Here is a 19,021-nt window from a genome sequence, read left to right as displayed (position 1 = left end):
CGGGTGACCGCTGCCAAACGTCCGCGGCCCGGGGAGGCCCGGGACGAGGTGGACGTCCTCGTCGAGGCGTGGGCGCGGGAACGCCCCGACCTCGACGTCGACCCGATGCGGGTGCTGTCACGGGTCACCCGGCTCGCCCGCCACCTGGACCGGCAGCGGGCTGCGGCCTTCAGCGCTCACGGCCTCGAGACGTGGGAGTTCGACGTCCTGGCCGCGTTACGCCGGGCCGGTCCGCCGTACCAGCTCTCCCCCGGCCGGCTGCTGCACGAGACCATGGTCACCTCCGGCACCATGACCAACCGGGTCGACCGGCTGGCCGCCCGTGGTCTGGTCGAGCGCGACCTGCACCCCGACGACAAACGTGGCGTCCTGGTTCGGCTCACCCCGGACGGGGCGACCGCCGTCGACGCGGCGTTGGCCGACCTGCTCACCGCCGAACGGCAGCTGCTCGCCGACCTGGACCCCGACGACCAGCAGCGGCTGGCCGCGGCGCTCCGCCGGCTGCTCGTGGTCTACGGCGACACCTGAGCCCCGAGCTCCCGGAGAGGCGGGGCGAGCTCAGATGACGAGCCGGGCCCCGGTCACCGGACCGCTGGCGCGCCGGACCTCACGGCAGAGGCCGTCGGCGCTCAGGGCGACGGCCAGGTCGATCGCGGCGGGCTCGCTGGCCGCGAGGAAGGCGGCGGTCGGCCCCGAACCCGAGATCAGGGCGCCGACGGCCCCGTACTCCAGCCCCGCCTCGAGCACCTGCCGCAGCTGGGGTCGGAGGTCGAGCGCGGCCGGCTGCAGGTCGTTGACCAGCGCGGCGCCGAGGGCGCGCGGGTCGCCGGTGCGGAGCGCGTTCATCAGCTCGTCGGGCACCTCGGGGTTGACCGGCTGCGGGGTCAGCTCGTCGAAGCGTCGGTACACCGCCGGCGTCGACAGCCCGCCGTGGCCGAAACCGAGCACCCAGTGGTAGGTGCCGCGGGCCAGGGCCGGCACGACCTCCTCGCCGCGGCCGCTGCCGACGGCAGTACCGCCCAGCAGGGCGAACGGCACGTCGCTGCCCAGCTCGGCCGCCAGCGCCCGCAGCGCTTCGGGCGAGACGTCGAGGTCCCAGAGGGAGGCGCAGGCCAGCAGCGCGCCGGCGCCGTCCGCCGAGCCGCCGGCGAGTCCCGCGGCGACCGGGATCGCCTTGCGGAGCGAGAGGCTGGCGCCCAGGGAGTCGTACGGACCGTGGGTGCGGGCCAGCAGCCGGGCGGCCCGGACCGCGAGGTTGGTGTCGTCCAGCGGCACCACACCCGCGCCCTCGCCGATGACGGCGACCTCGAACTCGTCCGGCTCGGCCCAGAGGGCGAGCACCTCGTCGTAGAGGGCAACAGCGTGATAGACGGTGGCCAGCGGGTGGTAGCCGTCGGCGCGACGTGGGCCGACCTTGAGGGCGAGGTTGATCTTGGCCGGTACGCGGACTCGCACGCCGACGGGAGTCGGGGGGAGGGGGGAGGCCACAGAGCGAGGCTAGTGCTCGGCCTTCAGCGCTCAGCCTCCGGTGCCTCGCCAGCCCCGTGCCGGGCGAACGCCTCGGCGATCCGGACGAAGTCGGCGACCTGCAGCATCTCGCCGCGGAGCTGCGGGTCGACCCCGGCGGCGACCAGCACGTCGGTCGCGGCGCCCGAGCTGCCCACCAGGCCGGCGAGCGCCGAGCGCAGCATCTTCCGGCGCTGGCTGAAGGCCGCGTCGACGACGGCGAAGACCTGCTCCCGGGTCGTGGTGGTGACCGGCAGCGGTCGGCGGCGGATGGCCACCAGACCTGAGTCGACGTTCGGGACGGGCCAGAAGACCGAGCGGGCGACGGTGCCGACCCGGGTCGTGTCGGCGTACCAGGCCATCTTGACCGAGGGCACGCCGTAGACCTTGGAGCCCGGTCCGGCCGCGAGCCGGTCGGCCACCTCGGCCTGCACCATCACCAGGCCGCGCTGCCAGCTCGCGAACGTGGCGAGCAGGTGCAGCAGCACGGGCACCGACACGTTGTAGGGCAGGTTGGCCACGACCACCGTCGGCGGCACGGCCAGCTCGGTGATCCGCAGCGCGTCGGCCGTCACCACGGTGAGCGCCGACGCCCGCTCGGGCAGCCGCGCGGCCACGGTCGCCGGCAGCTCATCGGCCAGCAGCTCGTCGATCTCCACCGCGGTCACCGACCCGGCCGCCTCGAGCAGCCCGAGGGTCAGCGACCCGAGGCCGGGCCCGATCTCGAGCACCGCGTCATCGGTGGTGACCTTCGCGCTCGCGACGATCCGGCGCACCGTGTTGGCGTCGTGGACGAAGTTCTGGCCCCGCTGCTTCGTCGGGCGCAGCCCGAGCCGCGCGGCGATCTCCCGGACGGAGGTGGGGTCGAGCAGGCCCTGGGTCACCCCAGCATCAAATCAGCGCAGGCCCAGCTTTGAGGTGCAGGCGGGCCAGGCGCCCCAGCCCTGGGAGGCCTGGACCTTCTTGGCCACGGCGATCTGAGCCGACTTGCTGGCGTGGTCGGGCCGGCCGCTGCCGCCGAAGGCGTTCCAGGTGCTGAGGGTGAACTGCAGGCCGCCGTAGAAGCCGTTGCCGGTGTTGATGCTCCAGTTGCCGCCGGACTCGCACGCCGCGATCTTGTCCCAGACCCCGCCCGAGACGTTGCTGTCCGTGCCGCCGCTCGAGCTGGCGACCTCCGGGGCCTTGGTGCCGACGAGGACGACCTCGGTCCGCGGCTTGGCGGTCACCTTGACGCTGGCCCGCTTGCGGCTGGTGACGTCGCCGTTCTCACGGACCACCCGGTAGGTCAGCGTCCGGCTGCCGGAGCGGCCCTCGGTGTCGACCTTGGTCTTGCCGCGGTCCAGCTTGGCGGTCTCCTGGCGCACGGTGGCGAAGGCGACCTTCTCCTTCTTCGTCTCGGTGCTCACGTCCACCCGGGTGTAGGTGACCTTGGCGCCCGAGACGAGGGTGGCGGTGGGCTTGACACTGAGCTTGTCGTTGCTGTCCACGGTGATCTTGGCCGCGGCGAGGGCGTCAGCCACGGTCGTGCCGGTGGTCTTGACGGTCCGCTTCTTGCCGGCGGCGTTGACGGTCACGGTCTTGAGGGTCTCGATGTCGACCGCGAGACCTTGCCGGCCGATGCTGGTGCTGCGGCTGGTGGAGAGGTCGGCGCCGGTGGTGTTGAGCCCGAGCGCACCGAGCGCGGCGTCGAGGCTGGTGGCGGTCGTCCAGATGGTCCGCGGGAGGCCGTCGACGGTGAAGGTGACCTGACGGGCGAACTGGACGGCCACCCGGGTGCCGTCGGTGACCTTGGTCGAGACCGCCGGGGCGACGACGTCTCGGTCGCTGACCGTGAGGCCCTGGTCGGTCAGCAGCTCGCCGACCGTGTCCGCCCGGGTGTGCAACGTCTGGGCCTGGCCGTCGACCGAGACGGTCACGTCCTTGTCCATGGTGGCGTAGCCGACGGAGGTTCCGACGACCGCCAACACGGCTCCAGCAGCGACGACAGGGATGATCTTGCGCACAGCACTCCAAACGCGGCCGGCAATGCCAGGCCCCTCGAGGCGTCCGGGCAGCAGAGCAGCCAGCCCGGAAGGGTCACGAAACCATAACGGTGATCCGACACGAGGGGAAATCCCGCGCTTGGAGCGCCTCGAAGTGCTAGCGCTCGCTGATGTAGCGACGCGTCACGGCGATGTCGCTGTCGCCGTGGCCCTGCGCGGTCAGCTCCTCGAACGCGGCTCGCACCGCCGGGAGCAGGACCGCGTGCGTCTGGGTCGCCTCGGCCACGGCGGTAGCGAAGTCGAGATCCTTGACCATGTACTTGGCCACCCCGGACGGGCTGTAGTCCTCCTGGACGATCCGCTCCCCGCGGGTGTCCAGGATGCGGCTGCCGGCGTACCCCCCGCCGAGCAGCCGGAACAGGACGGCCAGGTCGATCCCGCTCCGGTCAGCGAGGACGGCGGCCTCGCCGAGCGCCAGGACGGTCGACGCGACGATCATCTGGTTGCAGGCTTTGGCCACCTGACCCGAACCGAGCGGACCGAGGTGGACCGGGTTGCCGCACGCGGTCAGCACCGCCGACGCGTCCGCGACATCGCGCTCGGCGCCGCCGACCATGATCGACAACGTGCCGGCCTCGGCCCCGTCAACCCCACCGGACACCGGTGCGTCGACGACTCGGACAGCACCGGCGGTGGTCTCTCCCAACCGCGCGCCGAGCTCGACGACTCCGGCCGGCGACGACGAGGACGAGATGATCAGCAGCAGGTCGGCGGGTTGGGCAGCCAGGATCCCGTCGGGCCCGGCGAGCAGCTCCTCGACCTGGGGCAGGTCCGGCAGCATCAGCAGCACGACCTTGACCGCCCCCGCCAGCGCTCGGGGCGTGTCGTGCCACTCCGCGCCCGCGGCCAGGAGGTCGCCGTAGCGGTCCCGCCCCCGCCCCGTGAGGTGCACAGTGCGACCGCGCTGAATGAGGTTGGCCGCCATCGGACGACCCATCATGCCGAGACCAATGACCCCCACCGGGACGCCGTTGTGGGCTGACTCTGCTGCCATGCGCCACACCCTAGCGCCGCCGGTCGGTTTCAGCAGGGTGAACGCCTAACAGCATGATGGATACCTCTATACTGAGGGGCCGACCGTGGACATCGCGTCCGGTTCATCGAGGACGACGAGAGGCAGTGTCCATGGCAGAGCGTTCCGGACGTCTTCGCGTGGTGGTGGCCACCCCGCTGGCTGAGGCCCACTGCGAGCTGATCGAGCGGCTCGAACCGCGCATCGACTTGATCCGTGATCAGTCGCTGTATCCCCCGATGCGCCACGCCGCCGACTTCTCCGGTGATCCCTCCTTTGCGCGGACGCCGAGCCAGCAGCAGGCGTTCGAGGCCATGGTGGATTCCGCGGAGGCGCTGTACGGGATCCCCGACGTCGACCCGGCGGGGCTGAAGCGGACGGCGGATGCCAACCTCGGGCTCCGCTGGGTGCAGACCATGGCCGCCGGCGGAGGCGGACAGGTCAAGGCGGCCGGGCTGAGCCAGGACCAGCTGCGCCGGATCACCTTCACCACGTCGGCCGGTGTGCACGGCGGCCCGTTGGCCGAGTTCGCGGTCTTCGGGCTGTTCGCCGGCGCGAAGGACCTGAGCCGGCTGACCGCTCAACAGCGCGACCGCAGCTGGACCGGCCGCTGGGAGATGCGACAGGTCTCGGAGATGACGGTGCTGGTGGTCGGGCTCGGCGGGATCGGGAAGGAAGTGGTCAAGAAGCTGGCCGGGCTCGGCGCGACCGTGATCGGCACGAGCCGGCACGGCAAGCCGGTCGAGCACGTCGACCGGTTGATCACGGTCGAGGACATCGTGTCCACGGTGCCAGAGGTGGACGCCATCGTGTTGACGCTGCCCGGAACGGCGGCGACCGACAAGCTGATCGGGGCGGACGTCCTCGCTGCCGTCAAGCCGGGGACGATCCTGGTCAACGTCGGTCGGGGCACGGTGGTCGACGAGGACGCCCTGCTGCCCGCGCTCCGCGACGGTCGGATCGGTTTCGCGGCCCTTGACGTGTTCGCCACCGAACCGCTGCCGGCGAGCAGCCCGCTCTGGGCCGAGCCCAACCTCCTGGTCAGCCCCCACACCGGCGCCCTCAACTCGGCCGAGGACCGGCTCATCGCCGAGCTCTTCGCCGACAACGCGACCCGGCTGCTCGATGGGGACGCGCTCATCAACAAGGTCGACACCGTTGACTTCTACTGACGCTCGCGCCGCTGACGAACCAGGCGAGCGCACGCCCGCTCCTGCGGTGGCGCGAGCCCTGCAGATCCTTACCCTGCTGGAGAACGCCGACGGTGAGCCGATGCCGTTGGGCGACATCGCCCGCGGGATCGGGGCCGCGAAGTCGTCCACCTCGAACCTGTGCCAGGTGCTCGAGGACGGCCGGATGATCTCGCGCACGGCCACCGGTTACGTGCTGGGACGTCGAACGGTCGAGCTCGGCGGCGCCTTCATCGCCCGCTTCAACCAGATCCGCGAGTTCTACAGCTACTGCACCTCGGCGCCGCTGCTCGGCCACGAGGTGGTGCAGATCGCGATGCTGGACGGCACCGACGTGCTGTACCTCGCCCGGCACGAGGGCCGTGCGCCCATGCGCCTCTCGGCGAGCATCGGCAGCCGGTTCCCGGCCGCCCCCGCCGCCGTCGGGAACGCCTTGCTGACCACGATGACCGACGCGGAGATCGCCGCCCGCTTCACCGGACCGCAGCACTTCCCCCGTCGCACCGACCACAGCGTGCAGACCCTGGACGGGCTGCTCCGCAAGATCCGGCTGGCGCGGACCCGCGGCTACGCGATCGACGACAACGAGGTCCACCCCGGAATCTACGGCGTGGCGGTCGTCCTGCCGCCGTGGGCGAGCGGCGACCAGTCACTGGCGATGGGCGCATCCCTGATGGCCGCTCAGGCCAGCGAGCCGTTCGTCGCCTCCATCGTCGAGGAGCTGATGCTGGCCGTCGACCAGCTGTCCAACCCCCTGGTCCGACGGCCGGCTGACGGCTAGCCCTCACAAGCTGTTCAACCTGTTGACCTCCGTTCACTGGACTGATAGTTTCGGGTAACCCCAACCGCCGCCCCTACAGCCAGAGCCTGAGCTGTCGCCGCCGGAGTGGGACGTTTGCATCAAAGGAGATCAACGTGTCCGACACCTCTGTCACCCCGACCGGCCTCGGGACGGACGACCCGGAGTACGCCGCCAACCTCCGCCGAGCCACGCTGGCCAGCACGGTCGGTAGCGCCTTGGAGTACTACGACTTCGCGCTCTACGGCTTGGCCTCCGCCCTCATCTTCTCCAAGCTGTTCTTCAGCAACCTCGACCCGAGCACCGCGCTGGTCGCGAGCTTTGCCACCTTCGGCGTCGGCTTCGTCGCCCGGCCGCTCGGCGGTCTGTTCTTCGGCACCATCGGCGACAAGCTGGGGCGCAAGTGGGTCCTGATCGTCACGATCTTGCTGATGGGCGGCTCCTCCACCCTGGTGGGAGCGTTGCCGACCTACGAGACCGTGGGCATCTGGGCGCCGATCCTGCTGGTGTTCCTCCGGCTGTGCCAGGGCTTCGGTGCTGGCGCGGAACAGGCCGGGTCGACCGTCTTGATGGCGGAGTACTCCCCGGTCAGACGGCGCGGGTTCTTCGCCGCACTCCCGTTCATCGGCATCCAGGCGGGCACGCTGCTGGCCGCCATGGTGTTCGTCTACCTCGGCACCATCCCCCAGGACCTGCTGCTGGGCTGGGTGTGGCGGATCCCGTTCCTGGCTTCGATCCTGCTGATCGCCGTCGCTCTCTTCATCCGGATGAAGCTGCGGGAGAGCCCGACGTTCATCGTGTTGGAAAAGCAGGAGCAGATCGCCGAGCACCCGCTGCGAGAGATCTTCGGGCACTCGCTGCCGAGCGTCCTGCGCGGGATCGGGCTCCGGATGGCCGAAAACGGCGGCTCGTACCTCTTCAACTCCCTGGCGGTGGCCTTCGCCACCGGCACCATCGGGGTCAGCCGCTCGATCGGCCCGATCGCGGTCGCGGTCGGGTCCTTCATCGGGATGCTCTCGGTGCCGTTGGCCGGACATATCTCCGACCGGGTCGGCCGAGTCCCGGTGTACCGGTTCGGCGCCGGAGTCCTGGTGCTGCTCGCCTTTCCCGCGTGGTACCTGATCTCGCTCGGCCAGCCCTGGCTGGTCATCGTCGTCATCGCGGTCTGCATCGGCTTCGGGGTCAACACCATGCTGGGTGCTCAGTGCGCCCTGCTGCCCGAGATGTTCGGCAACCAGCACCGCTACCTCGGCGTGGCCGTCTCCCGTGAGTTCAGCGCCGTCATCGCCGGTGGCCTGGCTGGCGTCCTCGGAGCCGTCCTGATCGCCAAGTTCGACGGATCCTGGGTTCCGCTCGGGGCCTACACCTTCGTCCTGGCGGTCATCACGTTCGGCACGACCTTCATCGCCACCGAGACCAAGGCCCGCGACCTGACTCGGGTTGAGGATGCTCTCGACGACAAGCGCGCAGGATTGGTGGACGCCCCGTGAACCTCTTCGACCTGACGGGCACCACCGCACTGGTGACCGGGTCCAGCCGTGGCATCGGGCTGGCCCTGGCCAAGGGCTTGCTGCAGGCCGGCTCCCGGGTGACCATCCACGGCCGCAACCTCGGCCAGGTCACGGCCACCGCCCGCGCCCTGGCCGAGGAGACCGGCGGCCAGACGCGCGTCAGCACGTTCGAGGTGACCGATCAGTCCGCCGTGGACCGCGGCCTCACCGAGATCGAGCAGGAGTGGGGAACGCCCGACATCCTGGTCAACAACGCCGGCATCCAGCGTCGGGCTCCGTTCATCGAGTTCACCCTGGCGGACTGGAACGACCTCGTGGCCACCAACCTGACCAGCGCGTTCCTGGTGAGCCAGCGGGTGTCCCGCGGCATGGTCGAACGGGGCAGCGGCAAGATCATCAACATCGGATCGGTGCAGAGCCAGCTCGCCCGGCCCGGAATTGCGCCGTACAGCGCGACCAAGGGCGGGATCGTGATGTTGACCAAAGGTCTGTGCGCGGACCTTGGTCCGAAGGGGATTCAGGCCAACGCGCTGGCCCCGGGGTACTTCTCGACCGAGCTCACCCAGGCCCTGGTGGCTGACGAGGACTTCACCCGGTGGGTGACCACCCGTACGCCCGCCGGCCGCTGGGGTGCGGTCGAAGACCTGGTCGGGGGCCTGGTGTTCCTCGCCTCGCCGGCCTCGAACTTCGTCAACGGACAGGTGCTGTACGTCGACGGCGGCATGACGGCGGTGGTCTGAGGATGCGCATCGCTCGGCTCGAGACCGCTGACGGCCCGCAGGACGCCGTCTGGACGGGGGACGCCTGGGCGTTGGTCGAGGACGGCTCTGCCGAGAGGCCGGTCCACACCGGGGTGAGCGTTCCGGCGGCCGAGGCCCGGCTGCTCGCCCCGTGCGAGCCGCAGGTGCTGGTGGGGATCGCTCACAACAAGACGAACCCGTTCAACCGGGGCAATCGGGAGCACCCGCTGCCCATCCAGGCCTGGCACAAGTCGGTCCGGAGCGTCGTCGGACCGGGCGAGGCCATCCACGCCCGACGCGGGGTGGGCACCGTCAACATCGAGGGTGAGCTGGCCGTAGTGATCAGTCGTGAGACCGAGGGCCTGACGCTGGAGAACGCCTTCGACTACGTGCTCGGCTACACGGTCGTCAACGACGTGACCAACCCTGACCGCAATGCTGTCGACGAGAAGACGTTCCAGGGCAAGGGCGGGTACGGCTACACACCGCTCGGTCCGTGGATCGAGACCGAGCTCGACGACCCGGAGCACGTGGCGACGACGGTGATCATCAACGGAGTCGTCAGGGCCGAGTCCGGCAGCTTCAACCTGCCGTCGACCGTGGCGGAGAGCATCGTCTACGTGGCCCAGTGGATCCCCCTTGGCCGCGGCGACGTAATCATGTCCGGCGCGCCGAGCACGTCTGTCGCCGTCAACCCGGGTGACACGGTGGAGATCACGCTCGCCGGCATCGGCACCCTGACCAACCCGGTCGTCTGATCGACGTCCCCGGCACGCCCGGCTACCTACTGAAGGACCTACATATGGATCTGCCCAACGAATCGCTCGGTGTTGTCGCGTACGCGGCGGGAGACCTCCGCGTCGAACCGGTGGCGGTGCGTCAACCGGCCGCCGATCAGGCCGTCATCGACGTGGCCTACGGCGGGGTCTGCGGCTCGGACCTGCACTACTGGACCCACGGAGCGGCCGGCGACTCGATCCTGCGGGCGCCGATGGTGCTGGGTCACGAAGTGGTCGGCACCGTGGTGCACGCTGCCGCGGACGGCAGCGGACCGCGCGTGGGCACTTCTGTCGCCGTCCACCCGGCCAGCCCCGCCGCCGACGGCGCGACCCGGTATCCGGCCGACCGGCCCAACCTGTCGCCCGGCTGTACCTACCTGGGCAGCGCCGCGCGGTTCCCCCACACCGACGGAGCCTTCGTCAAGTACGCCACCCTGCCGAGCCGGATGCTGCGGCCGCTGCCCGCCGGACTCGGGCTGCGGGAGGCTGCGCTGGTCGAACCGGCCTCAGTGGCGTGGCATGCCGTCTCCCGGGCCGCCGAGGTCACCAACAAGTCGGTCCTGGTCGTCGGCGCCGGCCCGATCGGCGCGCTCATCGTGGCGGTGCTCAAGCGAGCCGGAGCCAGCGAGATCACCGCGGTCGACGTGCACGACCTGCCGCTGGCGAACGCGCGCAAGCTCGGCGCCACCCGGACCCTGCACGCCACCCAGACCGACGAGATCGCTGCCGTTCAGGCCGACATCGTGGTCGAGTCGAGCGGTAGCCACCGGGGTCTGGCCAGCGCCGTCCGGGGAGCGACCCGGGGCGGCCGGGTGGTCATGGTCGGGCTGCTGCCCAGCGGGGAACAACCCGTCTTGATCTCCTTGGCCATCACGCGCGAGCTCGAGCTGGTCGGGGCGTTCCGGTTCAACGACGAGATCGACGACGTGATCGCTGCCCTGGCCGACGGCAGCCTGTACGTCGACCCGATCGTGACCCACGAGTTTGACGTGGCCGACGCGCTGCAGGCATTCGCCACGGCCAAGGACTCAGCGGTCTCCTCCAAGGTCCTGTTGCGGTTCTGAACCCTCGGGCTGGGTGTCGATGGCGATGGGGTTCCAGCGGCCGCGGTGGACCAGCTCGGTCGGCGGCCGCCGAGCGCGACGGCGGGCCGACCCTCCCGGGCGGTCGGCTGGGCCGGGATAGCCGAGGCTGATGACGCCGACGCTCAGCTGGTCCGCCGGCACCGCGAAGGCGGCGCGGACGGCGTCGGCCCGGCCGGGGGGGACCCCGAAGAAGCAGGCTCCGAGGCCGACGTCGGTCGCGGTGAGCAGGGCGGCCATGGCCGCCATCCCGGCGTCGACGTACCAGTAGGGCGCCGACCAGCGGTCAGGGTCACGGTCGGCCCAGCCCTTGTCCGGCTCGGCGTAGCGCTCGAGGTAGGCGTCACGGCTGGTCCAGAAGGCGATCAGCACGGGAGCGGTCCGCATCCCCTCGAGCCAGCGGTTCGTGGCCCCGGCGTCGGCGGTGGCCGCCCAGAAAGCGTCCCGGTCGGCGCCGGTCAGCACCAGCAGCGACACGCCCTGGGTGAAGCCGGCCGAGGGGGCGCGGAGCGCAGCCGCCACGACCCGCTCCACCAGCTCCGCGGCCACCGGCTGGTCGGGGTTGTAGCGACGGGTCATCCGGCGTCGACTCAGGGCCTCGACCAGCTCCACTACCAGCTCCCGCCGAAGGCGGCCTCGGCGTTGACGTCCAGTGCCCGGCAGAGGACCGGGAGCTCCAGTCCCAGCGTGGCGGCGAGGAACCGGGCGGTGTGCGGGATCAGGTACGAGGCGTTCGGCCGGCCGCGCAGCGGGGTCGGGGTGAGGTACGGCGCGTCGGTCTCGACCAGCAGCCGGTCGAGCGGGGTGAGGGCGAGCGCCTCGCGCAGGTGCGGGTTGTTCTTGAAGGTGACGGTGCCGGCGAAGGAGAGGTAGGCACCGCGGTCGAGGCAGGCACGGGCGACGTCGGCGTCGCCGGAGAAGCAGTGCATCACGACCCGGTCCGGGACGCCCTCGGCGTCGAGCACGTCCAGCACGGCCGCGTGGGCGTCCCGGTCGTGGATCACCAGCGTCTTGTCGTACGCCTTGGCCAGCTGGATGTGGGCGGCGAAGGCCTCGCGCTGCCGCGCCTGCCCGTCGGCCTCCGGCGTGCGGTAGAAGTCCAGTCCGGTCTCCCCCACCGCTCGGACCCGCGGCCGGGACGCGAGCGCCTCGACCGCGGCCAAGGCCTCGGGCAGCGCCGGGCCCAGCCGGGCCGCGTCGTTGGGGTGCAGCGCGACCCCGGCCACGACACCGGGCCACCGCTCAGCCGCAGCCACCGCCCAGCGGGAGCTCTCGACGTCGCAGCCGATCTGCACGATCCGGGTGACCCCGACTGCGGCCGCACGCCGGATCGCCTCCTCGGGCTCGAGCCCGGAGAGCTCCTCGGTGTAGTCGAGGTGGCAGTGCGAGTCGACGACGGGGCCGGGCAGCGGCTCGGGTGAAGGGGGAAGATCCACGGCACTCACCTTGACAGACCCCTGAAAAACTACCCCGAGACGCCGGATTTTGGCCCCGATCGGCCTTCCGGGCCCGTCTGGGGGTCGTTTTTCAGGGCCAGCTCGTAGAGAGCGTTCTTGGCCAGGCCGGTTTCGGCGGCCACCACGGCGACCGCCGGCTTGAGCCGCTGTCCACCACGGACCAACAAGAGCACCTGCTCAGCCGCCTCGTCCAGGTCGACCGCGACCGGGGGGGCACCGGCAACCACCAGGGTGACCTCGCCGCGGACCTCCGTCTGTGCCCAGGCGGCGAGGTCGGCGAGCGGGCCGCGGACGACCTGCTCGTGCGTCTTCGTCAGCTCGCGGCAGACCGCTCCGCGGCGGTCCGGACCGAACGCCTCGGCCAGTGCCGCGAGCGCCTCCGCGGTGCGGTGTGGCGCCTCGAAGAAGACCAGCGTCCGCGGCTCGGCGGCCAGCTCGGCCAGCCGCCGGGCCCGCTCGCCGGCCTTGCGCGGCAGGAAGCCCTCGAAGCAGAAACGGTCGACCGGCAGCCCCGAGACGGCCAGCGCGGTCAGGACGGCCGACGGGCCGGGGACGGCGGTCACCGCATAGCCGGCCGCGACCGCCGCCGCGACCAGCCGGTAGCCGGGGTCAGACACCGAGGGCATCCCGGCGTCGGTCACCAGCACCACCCGGGCACCGCCGGACAGCGCCGTCAGCAGCTCGGGCGTCCGGGCCGCCTCGTTGCCCTCGAAGTAGGACAGCACCCGCGCTGACGTGGTCACCTCGAGCCGGTCCAGCAGCCGCCGGAACCGCCGGGTGTCCTCCGCGGCGATCACGTCCGCGCCAGCCAGCTCGGCCCGCAGCCGCGGGGACGCGTCGGCCGCGTCGCCGATCGGGGTTCCGGCCAGCACCACCACCCCCTTCGACAGGCTCAGGGAACGAGGATCATCGCCGCTCATGACCTCAGCCTCGCAGACTCCCCACCTAAGATGACCCGGTGACCGAGCAGGTAGGCGAGCTCGCGGCGCTGCTCGAGTCCCCGCGACGGGCCGGCGCGACCGCGCTGGTCGTAGCGCCGGCATCCGTACCGCCCCTGACCACGATCGAGCGGCTCCGGCTGCCGATGCCGCCCGACCGGGTGATGAGCTGGGTGGTCACGGTGCTGATCGGCGCCGTGGCGTTCGTCATCCGGGTCGTCAACCTCGGCTATCCCAACAAGCTCGTCTTCGACGAGACCTACTACGCCAAGGACGCGTACTCGCTGCTGAAGCACGGCTACGAGCGCAGCTGGCCCGCGAACGCCGATGCGATGGTGACGGCGGGCAAGACCGACGTGCTGCTCGACACGCCGTCGTTCATCGTGCACCCGCCGGTCGGCAAGTGGCTGATCGCCGGCGGCGAGCAGCTGTTCGGGATGGACTCCTTCGGCTGGCGCTTCGCCTCGCTGGTCTTCGGGGTCCTGTTCGTGATGGCGACCATCCGCCTCGTCCGCCGGGTCTCGCGCTCGACCCTGATCGGCGGCACGGCCGGGCTGCTGCTCACCTTCGACGGGCTGTCCTTCATGATGTCGCGCACCGCGCTGCTCGACATCTTCCTGGCGTTTTTCCTGGTCGTGGCCGTGGCCTGCCTCGCCGCCGACCGGGACTGGATGCGGGCTCGCCTGGCCGATTATCTCGACGCGCGCGGACTGCCCGACCTCGGCGGCACGTACGGGCCGGCCCTGCTGGTCCGCCCGTGGCGGATCGCCGCCGGCCTGAGCTTCGGGCTCGCTCTGGGCACCAAGTGGAACGCCCTCTACCTCCTGGCGACGTTCGCCCTGCTCTCGCTCGCCTGGGACATCGGCGCGCGGCGGCTCGCCGGAGCAGGCTGGCGGGCGAACGGAGCGCTGCTGCGGGACGGGCTGCCGGCGTTCGTCTCGCTGGTGGTGCTCTCGGTGCTCGTCTACGTCTCGACCTGGGCCGGCTGGCTCGCGACCAGCGGCGGCTACGACCGGCAGTGGGGAGCGCAGCACCCCGACGCCACCAGCGTCAAGATGCTCGGCAAGCCCCTGGCCTCGCTCCTGCACTACCAGTCCGACATCTACGCCTTCCACACCGGCAGCTTCATCAACTCCGCCCAGCACGCCTACCGCGCCGATCCGGGCGGCTGGCTGATCATCGCCCGGCCGATCGGCATCGACGCGGTGAACGGGATCAAGCCGGGTACCGACGGCTGCATCGGCCCCGACAACTGCATCCGCGTGATCAGCGGGATCGGCACGCCCGCCCTGTGGTGGGTGGCGGTCTTCGCCCTGGTGGCCGCCGTCCTGCTCTGGGTCGGCGGCCGCGACTGGCGCTTCGGCATCCCGGTGGTCGGCGTGCTGAGCGCCTGGTTGCCCTGGTTCCACTACGACACCCGGCCGCTGTTCTTCTTCTACGCGATCACGATCATCCCGTTCTCGGTGATGGCGGTCTGCCTCTGCCTGGGCCGCATCCTCGGCCCGCCGCCCCGGCCGGGAGACGGTACGGCCGGTGACCGGCGGATGGTGGGCGCCATCATCGGGGGCGCGTTCGTCGCGCTCGTCGCCGCCAACTTCGCCTACCTGTACCCGATCCTGACCGACACGTTGCTGCCGTACCCGTCGTGGCTTTCCCGGATGTGGTTCCGCAGCTGGATCTGAGGAGTCCCGAACCGAGCGGGCAGGTGTCGCTCTCGTTACGCCTGCGGCACCCGATGGGAACGCGGGTCGGCGACGGTTACAGTGCGACCACGGGGGTCTGACCAGGACCTGACGAAAAGGGGACAGGTGTGGGTGCGTACATCGCACGACGGGTAGCCAACTACGTCGTCCTGCTCTTCATCGCGGTGTCGCTCAGCTATTTCCTGGCCGCCACCCAGCTGCATCCGCGGATGCTCTACCAGCTGGTGAACCCACCGCTCGACCCCGGCGCGATCGAGGCCAACCTCCGTGGCCGCAACCTCAGCGACCAGGTGCCGCTGCTGGAGCGTTACGGCGTCTGGCTGCGCGACGTCGTCCTGCACTGGAACTGGGGCGAGGCGCCCAAGGGCGGTGCCGTGGTCGACGAGGTCGGCCGCCGGATCGGGGTCAGCATCCGGTTGATCACCCTCGGCTCGCTGCTCGGCACCCTGATCGGGGTCCTGCTCGGCGCCTGGACCGCGACCCGGCAGTACAAGCCGTCGGACCGCGCCTCCACCGCCGGTTCACTGTTCATCCTGTCCATCCCCGCCTTCGTGATCGCCAGCGCGCTGCAGGTGCTGGGGACCAAGATCAACAACGCGACCGGGTCGCGGTTCTTCGAGTTCGTGGGCGAGACCGGTGACGTCGGCAGCTATCCCGGTGCGGCTCTGGTCGACCGAGCCCAGCACCTGCTGCTGCCGACCATCGCGCTGACCTTGATCAACTTGGCCTTCTTCAGCCGGATCCAGCGCAACCTGATGCTGGACGCGCTCGGCTCGGACTTCGTCCGGACGGCCCGGTCCAAGGGCCTGCGCCGGTCGCGCGCGGTGATGAAGCACGCGCTGCGCACCTCGCTGATCCCGACCGGCACCTACTTCGCCTTCTCGATCGCGACGCTGTTCACCGGCGCCACGTTCATGGAGATCATGTTCTCCTTCCACGGGATGGGTGAGTACGGCGTCTCGACCATCACCGGTCAGGACGTGAACGGCACCGTGGCGGTGGTCGCCTTCTCGGGCGCCTGCGTCCTCGTCGGTGCAGTGCTGTCCGACATCGCCGTCGCCATCCTCGACCCGCGTGTGCGGCTGAGCTAGAGACCAGGAGAGCGTCATGGGTCAGAACCTGCTCGAAGTCGCCGACGAGAGCCCGCTGGAGGAACCGGTCGCCGGACCGGCGGAGTCCAAGCGGCTCTCCCGCAACCAGCTCATCCTGCGCCGCTTCCTCCGCAGCAAGAGCGCCGTGGCCGGGCTCGTGCTGATCGTGGTGTTCGTCGTCCTGGCCCTGGCCGGGCCCTACATCTCGCACTGGTCCTACGACCAGGTCGACCGCTTTGCCTACCTCAAGCCGCCGAGCGACCGGCATCCCCTCGGCAGCACCCAGAGCGGCCGCGACATGCTCGCTCTCACCCTGCGCGGACTGCGCAAGTCGCTGCTGATCGGCTTCCTGGTGGCCATCCTCTCCACCGGGACCGCGGCCATCGTCGGCTCCTTCGCCGCCTACTTTGGCGGCTGGTTCGAGCGGGTCGCCCTCTGGATCATCGACCTGCTGCTGGTGGTCCCGTCCTTCCTGCTGATCGCGGTGCTCACCACCGGCGCCTCCAAGGGCCCGAACTCGTGGCTGCTGCTGGTGGTCCTGCTGGCGGCGTTCGGCTGGATGCTGTCGGCACGCGTCGTCCGCAGCCTCACCCTCTCGGTCAAGGAGCGTGAGTACGTCCAGGCGGCCCGCTTCATGGGCCTGGGGGCCCCGAAGACGATCGTCCGGCACATCCTGCCGAACATCTCCTCGCTCTTGATCATCGACGCCACCCTGAACGTCAGCTCCGCGATCCTGGCCGAGACCGGGCTGTCGTTCTTCGGCTTCGGCGTCCAGCCGCCCGACACCTCGCTCGGCACCCTGCTCGGTGAGGGCGCCCGCCAGGTCAACAGCTTCCCGTGGCTGTTCGCCAGCCCGGCCGTGGCCGTCGTCGCCCTGGTGCTCTGCGTGAACGCCGTCGGTGACGGTCTCCGCGACGCTCTCGACCCGAACTCCGCCTCAGGAGGAACCGCCCGATGACGACCACGACCACCCCCGCGGGCAAGGTCCGGCGGACCACCTCCGGCACCGTGCTGAGCGTGACCGACCTGCACGTCACCTTCCCCAGCGAGGCCGGGCCGGTGAAGGCTGTCCGCGGGCTCAGCTTCGACCTCGCGGCCGGCGAGACGATGGCCATCGTCGGCGAGTCCGGCTCGGGCAAGTCGGTGACCTCGCTGGCGATCATGGGTCTGCACCCGGCGACCGCCCGGATCACCGGCTCGGTCAAGCTGCACGGCGACGAGCTGCTGGGCCGCAACGACGAAAAGATGCGGTCCGTCCGCGGCGGTCAGATCGCGATGATCTTCCAGGAGCCGATGACGTCGCTGAACCCGGTCTACACGATCGGCGACCAGATCGTCGAGGCGATCCAGACCCACCACGACGTCTCCCGGGCCGTCGCGACCAGCCGGGCCATCGACCTGCTCGACCTCGTCGGCATCCCCAACCCCGACGTCCGAGTGCGCGCCTTCCCGCACGAGTTCTCCGGCGGCATGCGCCAGCGCGCCATGATCGCGATGTCGATCGCGAACGACCCCGACGTGATCATCGCCGACGAGCCCACCACGGCACTGGACGTGACGATCCAGGCCCAGGTGCTGGAGGTGCTCAAGAAAGCCCAGCGTGAGACGGGCGCTGCGATGATCATGATCACCCACGACCTCGGGGTCGTCGCCGGCATCGCCGACCGGGTCACCGTGATGTACGCCGGCCGGCCCGTCGAGCAGGGCAACGTCGACGAGATCTACTACACGCCGCGGATGCCCTACACGATCGGTCTACTGGGCGCTGTGCCGCGGCTGGACTCGGTGGAGAAGCAGGCCCTGGCGAGCCTGGAGGGCAACCCGCCGTCAGTGGTCAACCTGCCACCCGGCTGCCCGTTCGAGCCGCGCTGCCCGATGTCGACCGACGACTGCCGGACCGCCGAGCCGCCGCTGATCCCCACGGAGCAGCCCGGGCACGTGGCGGCCTGCATCCACACCGGCCGGATCGCGGCCCAGAAGCTGCAGTTCACCGACATCTTCCCGGTGGCCAAGCCCGCCTTCTCCCCGCTCGAGAACGTGCCGCGGGCCGAGCGCGAGACGGTGCTGGAGCTGTCGGGGATGAAGCGGCACTACCCGCTGATGAAGGGCGCCATCTACCGGCGCCGGATCGGCACCGTGCACGCCGTCGACGGCATCGACCTCGAGATCAAGCAGGGCGAGACCCTCGGCCTGGTGGGCGAGTCCGGGTGTGGCAAGAGCTCGACGCTGCTGGAGGTGCTCAACCTCAAGCCGCCGACCGACGGCCGGGTTGTCGTGCTCGGTCGCGAGACGGGGGATCTGACCCGGCGCGACCGCAAGCAGATGCGCCGCGACGTCCAGGTCGTGTTCCAGGACCCAATGGCCTCGCTCGACCCCCGGATGCCGGTCTTCGACCTGATCGCGGAGCCGATGGGCGTCTTCGGCGTCCCCAAGGCCGAGATCGAGCGGCGGGTCAACGAGCTGCTCGGGCTGGTCGGCCTCGAGTCGTCGCACGCCAGCCGCTACCCCGGGCAGTTCTCCGGTGGCCAGCGGCAGCGGATCGGGATCGCCCGGGCCCTGGCCCTGGAGCCCAAGCTGATCGTGCTCGACGAGCCGGTCTCGGCCCTGGACGTGTCGATCCAGGCCGGCGTGATCAACCTGCTCGACGAGCTGCGGGCCAAGCTGGCCCTGTCGTACCTGTTCGTGGCGCATGACCTGGCGGTGATCCGGCACATCGCGGACCGCGTCGCCGTGATGTACCTGGGCAAGATCGTCGAGATCGGTGAGGTCAACAGCGTCTACAGCCACCCCACGCACCCCTACACGCAGGCGTTGCTGTCGGCCATCCCGATCCCGGACCCGGACCAGGAGCGGAACCGGCGGCGGATCCTGCTGACCGGTGACCTGCCGAGCCCGGCGAACCCGCCGAGCGGCTGCCGCTTCCGCACCCGTTGCCAGAAGTTCCCCACGCTGACGGCGTCCCAGCAGGAACGCTGTGTCGACGTCGTCCCGGACCTCTACCCGATCGGCCTCCACCCCGGAGACACGGCCGACCACACCTCGGCCTGCCACTACAACGAGGAGGTTGTCGTGCTGCCGCCGCCCGTACCGGCGGAACCCGCCCCGACCGGACGGTAACAAGACCGTTGCACGAACCGGGCACAGTGGACCGCGCTGCGACGTGGACCTCAG

18 protein-coding genes are annotated in these 19,021 nt (G+C 70.7%); 11 read left to right on the top strand and 7 right to left on the bottom strand.

Features of this window, described 5'->3' with window-relative positions; genetic code table 11:
- The first annotated feature begins 3 nt into the window (after nt 1-3).
- Nucleotides 4-528 carry a MarR family winged helix-turn-helix transcriptional regulator gene (locus ACFE76_RS09235; protein WP_375431453.1) on the top strand — a complete coding sequence of 175 codons (525 nt, stop codon included), beginning with the start codon at nt 4-6 and terminating at the stop codon, nt 526-528.
- Between the two features lie 30 nt (nt 529-558).
- On the opposite strand, the gene ACFE76_RS09230 is transcribed toward ACFE76_RS09235, so the two are convergent.
- The 4 genes from ACFE76_RS09230 to ACFE76_RS09215 form a co-directional block, all read right to left on the bottom strand.
- Nucleotides 559-1,488 carry a 4-(cytidine 5'-diphospho)-2-C-methyl-D-erythritol kinase gene (locus tag ACFE76_RS09230; RefSeq protein WP_375431452.1) on the bottom strand — a complete coding sequence of 310 codons (930 nt, stop codon included), beginning with the start codon at nt 1,486-1,488 and terminating at the stop codon, nt 559-561.
- A 23-nt stretch (nt 1,489-1,511) separates the two neighbouring features.
- Entirely contained in the window at nt 1,512-2,390 is an 879-nt protein-coding gene (gene rsmA / locus ACFE76_RS09225; protein ID WP_375431451.1) for a 16S rRNA (adenine(1518)-N(6)/adenine(1519)-N(6))-dimethyltransferase RsmA, read from the bottom strand.
- Between the two features lie 12 nt (nt 2,391-2,402).
- Nucleotides 2,403-3,509 carry a ubiquitin-like domain-containing protein gene (locus ACFE76_RS09220; RefSeq protein WP_375431450.1) on the bottom strand — a complete coding sequence of 369 codons (1,107 nt, stop codon included), beginning with the start codon at nt 3,507-3,509 and terminating at the stop codon, nt 2,403-2,405.
- 136 nt (nt 3,510-3,645) lie between these two features.
- Nucleotides 3,646-4,542: an NAD(P)-dependent oxidoreductase gene (locus ACFE76_RS09215; protein ID WP_375431449.1), complete on the bottom strand. Its 897-nt coding sequence runs from the start codon at nt 4,540-4,542 to the stop codon at nt 3,646-3,648.
- 131 nt (nt 4,543-4,673) lie between these two features.
- On the opposite strand from ACFE76_RS09215, the gene ACFE76_RS09210 reads away from it, so the two are divergent.
- From ACFE76_RS09210 to ACFE76_RS09185, 6 genes are all read left to right on the top strand, one after another.
- Nucleotides 4,674-5,732 carry a D-2-hydroxyacid dehydrogenase gene (locus ACFE76_RS09210; RefSeq protein ID WP_375431448.1) on the top strand — a complete coding sequence of 353 codons (1,059 nt, stop codon included), beginning with the start codon at nt 4,674-4,676 and terminating at the stop codon, nt 5,730-5,732.
- A gap of 46 nt (nt 5,733-5,778) precedes the next feature.
- Nucleotides 5,779-6,531, top strand: coding sequence for an IclR family transcriptional regulator (locus ACFE76_RS09205; protein WP_375431447.1), 753 nt, complete (start codon nt 5,779-5,781; stop codon nt 6,529-6,531).
- A 134-nt stretch (nt 6,532-6,665) separates the two neighbouring features.
- Entirely contained in the window at nt 6,666-8,039 is a 1,374-nt protein-coding gene (locus tag ACFE76_RS09200; protein ID WP_375431446.1) for an MFS transporter, read from the top strand.
- On the top strand, nt 8,036-8,800 hold the full coding sequence (locus tag ACFE76_RS09195) for an SDR family oxidoreductase (RefSeq protein WP_375431445.1): 765 nt from the start codon (nt 8,036-8,038) through the stop codon (nt 8,798-8,800). Before ACFE76_RS09200 ends, ACFE76_RS09195 begins: the two co-directional genes overlap by 4 nt.
- 2 nt (nt 8,801-8,802) lie before the next feature.
- Nucleotides 8,803-9,558 carry a fumarylacetoacetate hydrolase family protein gene (locus ACFE76_RS09190; RefSeq protein ID WP_375431444.1) on the top strand — a complete coding sequence of 252 codons (756 nt, stop codon included), beginning with the start codon at nt 8,803-8,805 and terminating at the stop codon, nt 9,556-9,558.
- A gap of 44 nt (nt 9,559-9,602) precedes the next feature.
- The gene (locus ACFE76_RS09185) at nt 9,603-10,643 is read left to right on the top strand and encodes an L-idonate 5-dehydrogenase (RefSeq protein ID WP_375431443.1); all 1,041 of its coding nucleotides are present in this window, start codon (nt 9,603-9,605) and stop codon (nt 10,641-10,643) included.
- Here ACFE76_RS09185 and ACFE76_RS09180 read toward each other — a convergent pair.
- The 3 genes from ACFE76_RS09180 to rsmI are packed head-to-tail and all read right to left on the bottom strand — an operon-like array spanning nt 10,608 to nt 13,038.
- Nucleotides 10,608-11,273, bottom strand: coding sequence for a nitroreductase family protein (locus ACFE76_RS09180; protein ID WP_375431442.1), 666 nt, complete (start codon nt 11,271-11,273; stop codon nt 10,608-10,610). The two genes, ACFE76_RS09185 and ACFE76_RS09180, sit on opposite strands and share 36 nt — an antisense overlap.
- Entirely contained in the window at nt 11,273-12,097 is an 825-nt protein-coding gene (locus tag ACFE76_RS09175) for a TatD family hydrolase (RefSeq protein WP_375431441.1), read from the bottom strand. Before ACFE76_RS09175 ends, ACFE76_RS09180 begins: the two co-directional genes overlap by 1 nt.
- Nucleotides 12,098-12,126: 29 nt before the next feature.
- Nucleotides 12,127-13,038, bottom strand: coding sequence for a 16S rRNA (cytidine(1402)-2'-O)-methyltransferase (gene rsmI, locus ACFE76_RS09170; RefSeq protein WP_375431440.1), 912 nt, complete (start codon nt 13,036-13,038; stop codon nt 12,127-12,129).
- Between the two features lie 164 nt (nt 13,039-13,202).
- Between rsmI and ACFE76_RS09165 the strand changes: the two genes are divergently transcribed.
- From ACFE76_RS09165 to ACFE76_RS09150, 4 genes are all read left to right on the top strand, one after another.
- Nucleotides 13,203-14,738 carry a dolichyl-phosphate-mannose--protein mannosyltransferase gene (locus ACFE76_RS09165; protein ID WP_375431498.1) on the top strand — a complete coding sequence of 512 codons (1,536 nt, stop codon included), beginning with the start codon at nt 13,203-13,205 and terminating at the stop codon, nt 14,736-14,738.
- A gap of 128 nt (nt 14,739-14,866) precedes the next feature.
- Nucleotides 14,867-15,850 carry an ABC transporter permease gene (locus tag ACFE76_RS09160; RefSeq protein ID WP_375431439.1) on the top strand — a complete coding sequence of 328 codons (984 nt, stop codon included), beginning with the start codon at nt 14,867-14,869 and terminating at the stop codon, nt 15,848-15,850.
- 16 nt (nt 15,851-15,866) lie between these two features.
- Nucleotides 15,867-16,808 (top strand): ABC transporter permease, encoded by a 942-nt coding sequence (locus ACFE76_RS09155; RefSeq protein ID WP_375431438.1) that lies wholly within the window; start codon nt 15,867-15,869, stop codon nt 16,806-16,808.
- Complete coding sequence (locus ACFE76_RS09150; protein WP_375431437.1) at nt 16,805-18,967, top strand: dipeptide ABC transporter ATP-binding protein; 2,163 nt, start codon at nt 16,805-16,807, stop codon at nt 18,965-18,967. Before ACFE76_RS09155 ends, ACFE76_RS09150 begins: the two co-directional genes overlap by 4 nt.
- The last annotated feature ends 54 nt before the right edge of the window (nt 18,968-19,021 follow it).

Source organism: uncultured Friedmanniella sp. (assembly GCF_964244005.1).
Classification (GTDB): Bacteria; Actinomycetota; Actinomycetes; order Propionibacteriales; family Propionibacteriaceae; genus Microlunatus.
Note: the sequence above shows the minus strand (reverse complement) of the source record. Positions and strands in the feature narration are given on the sequence as shown.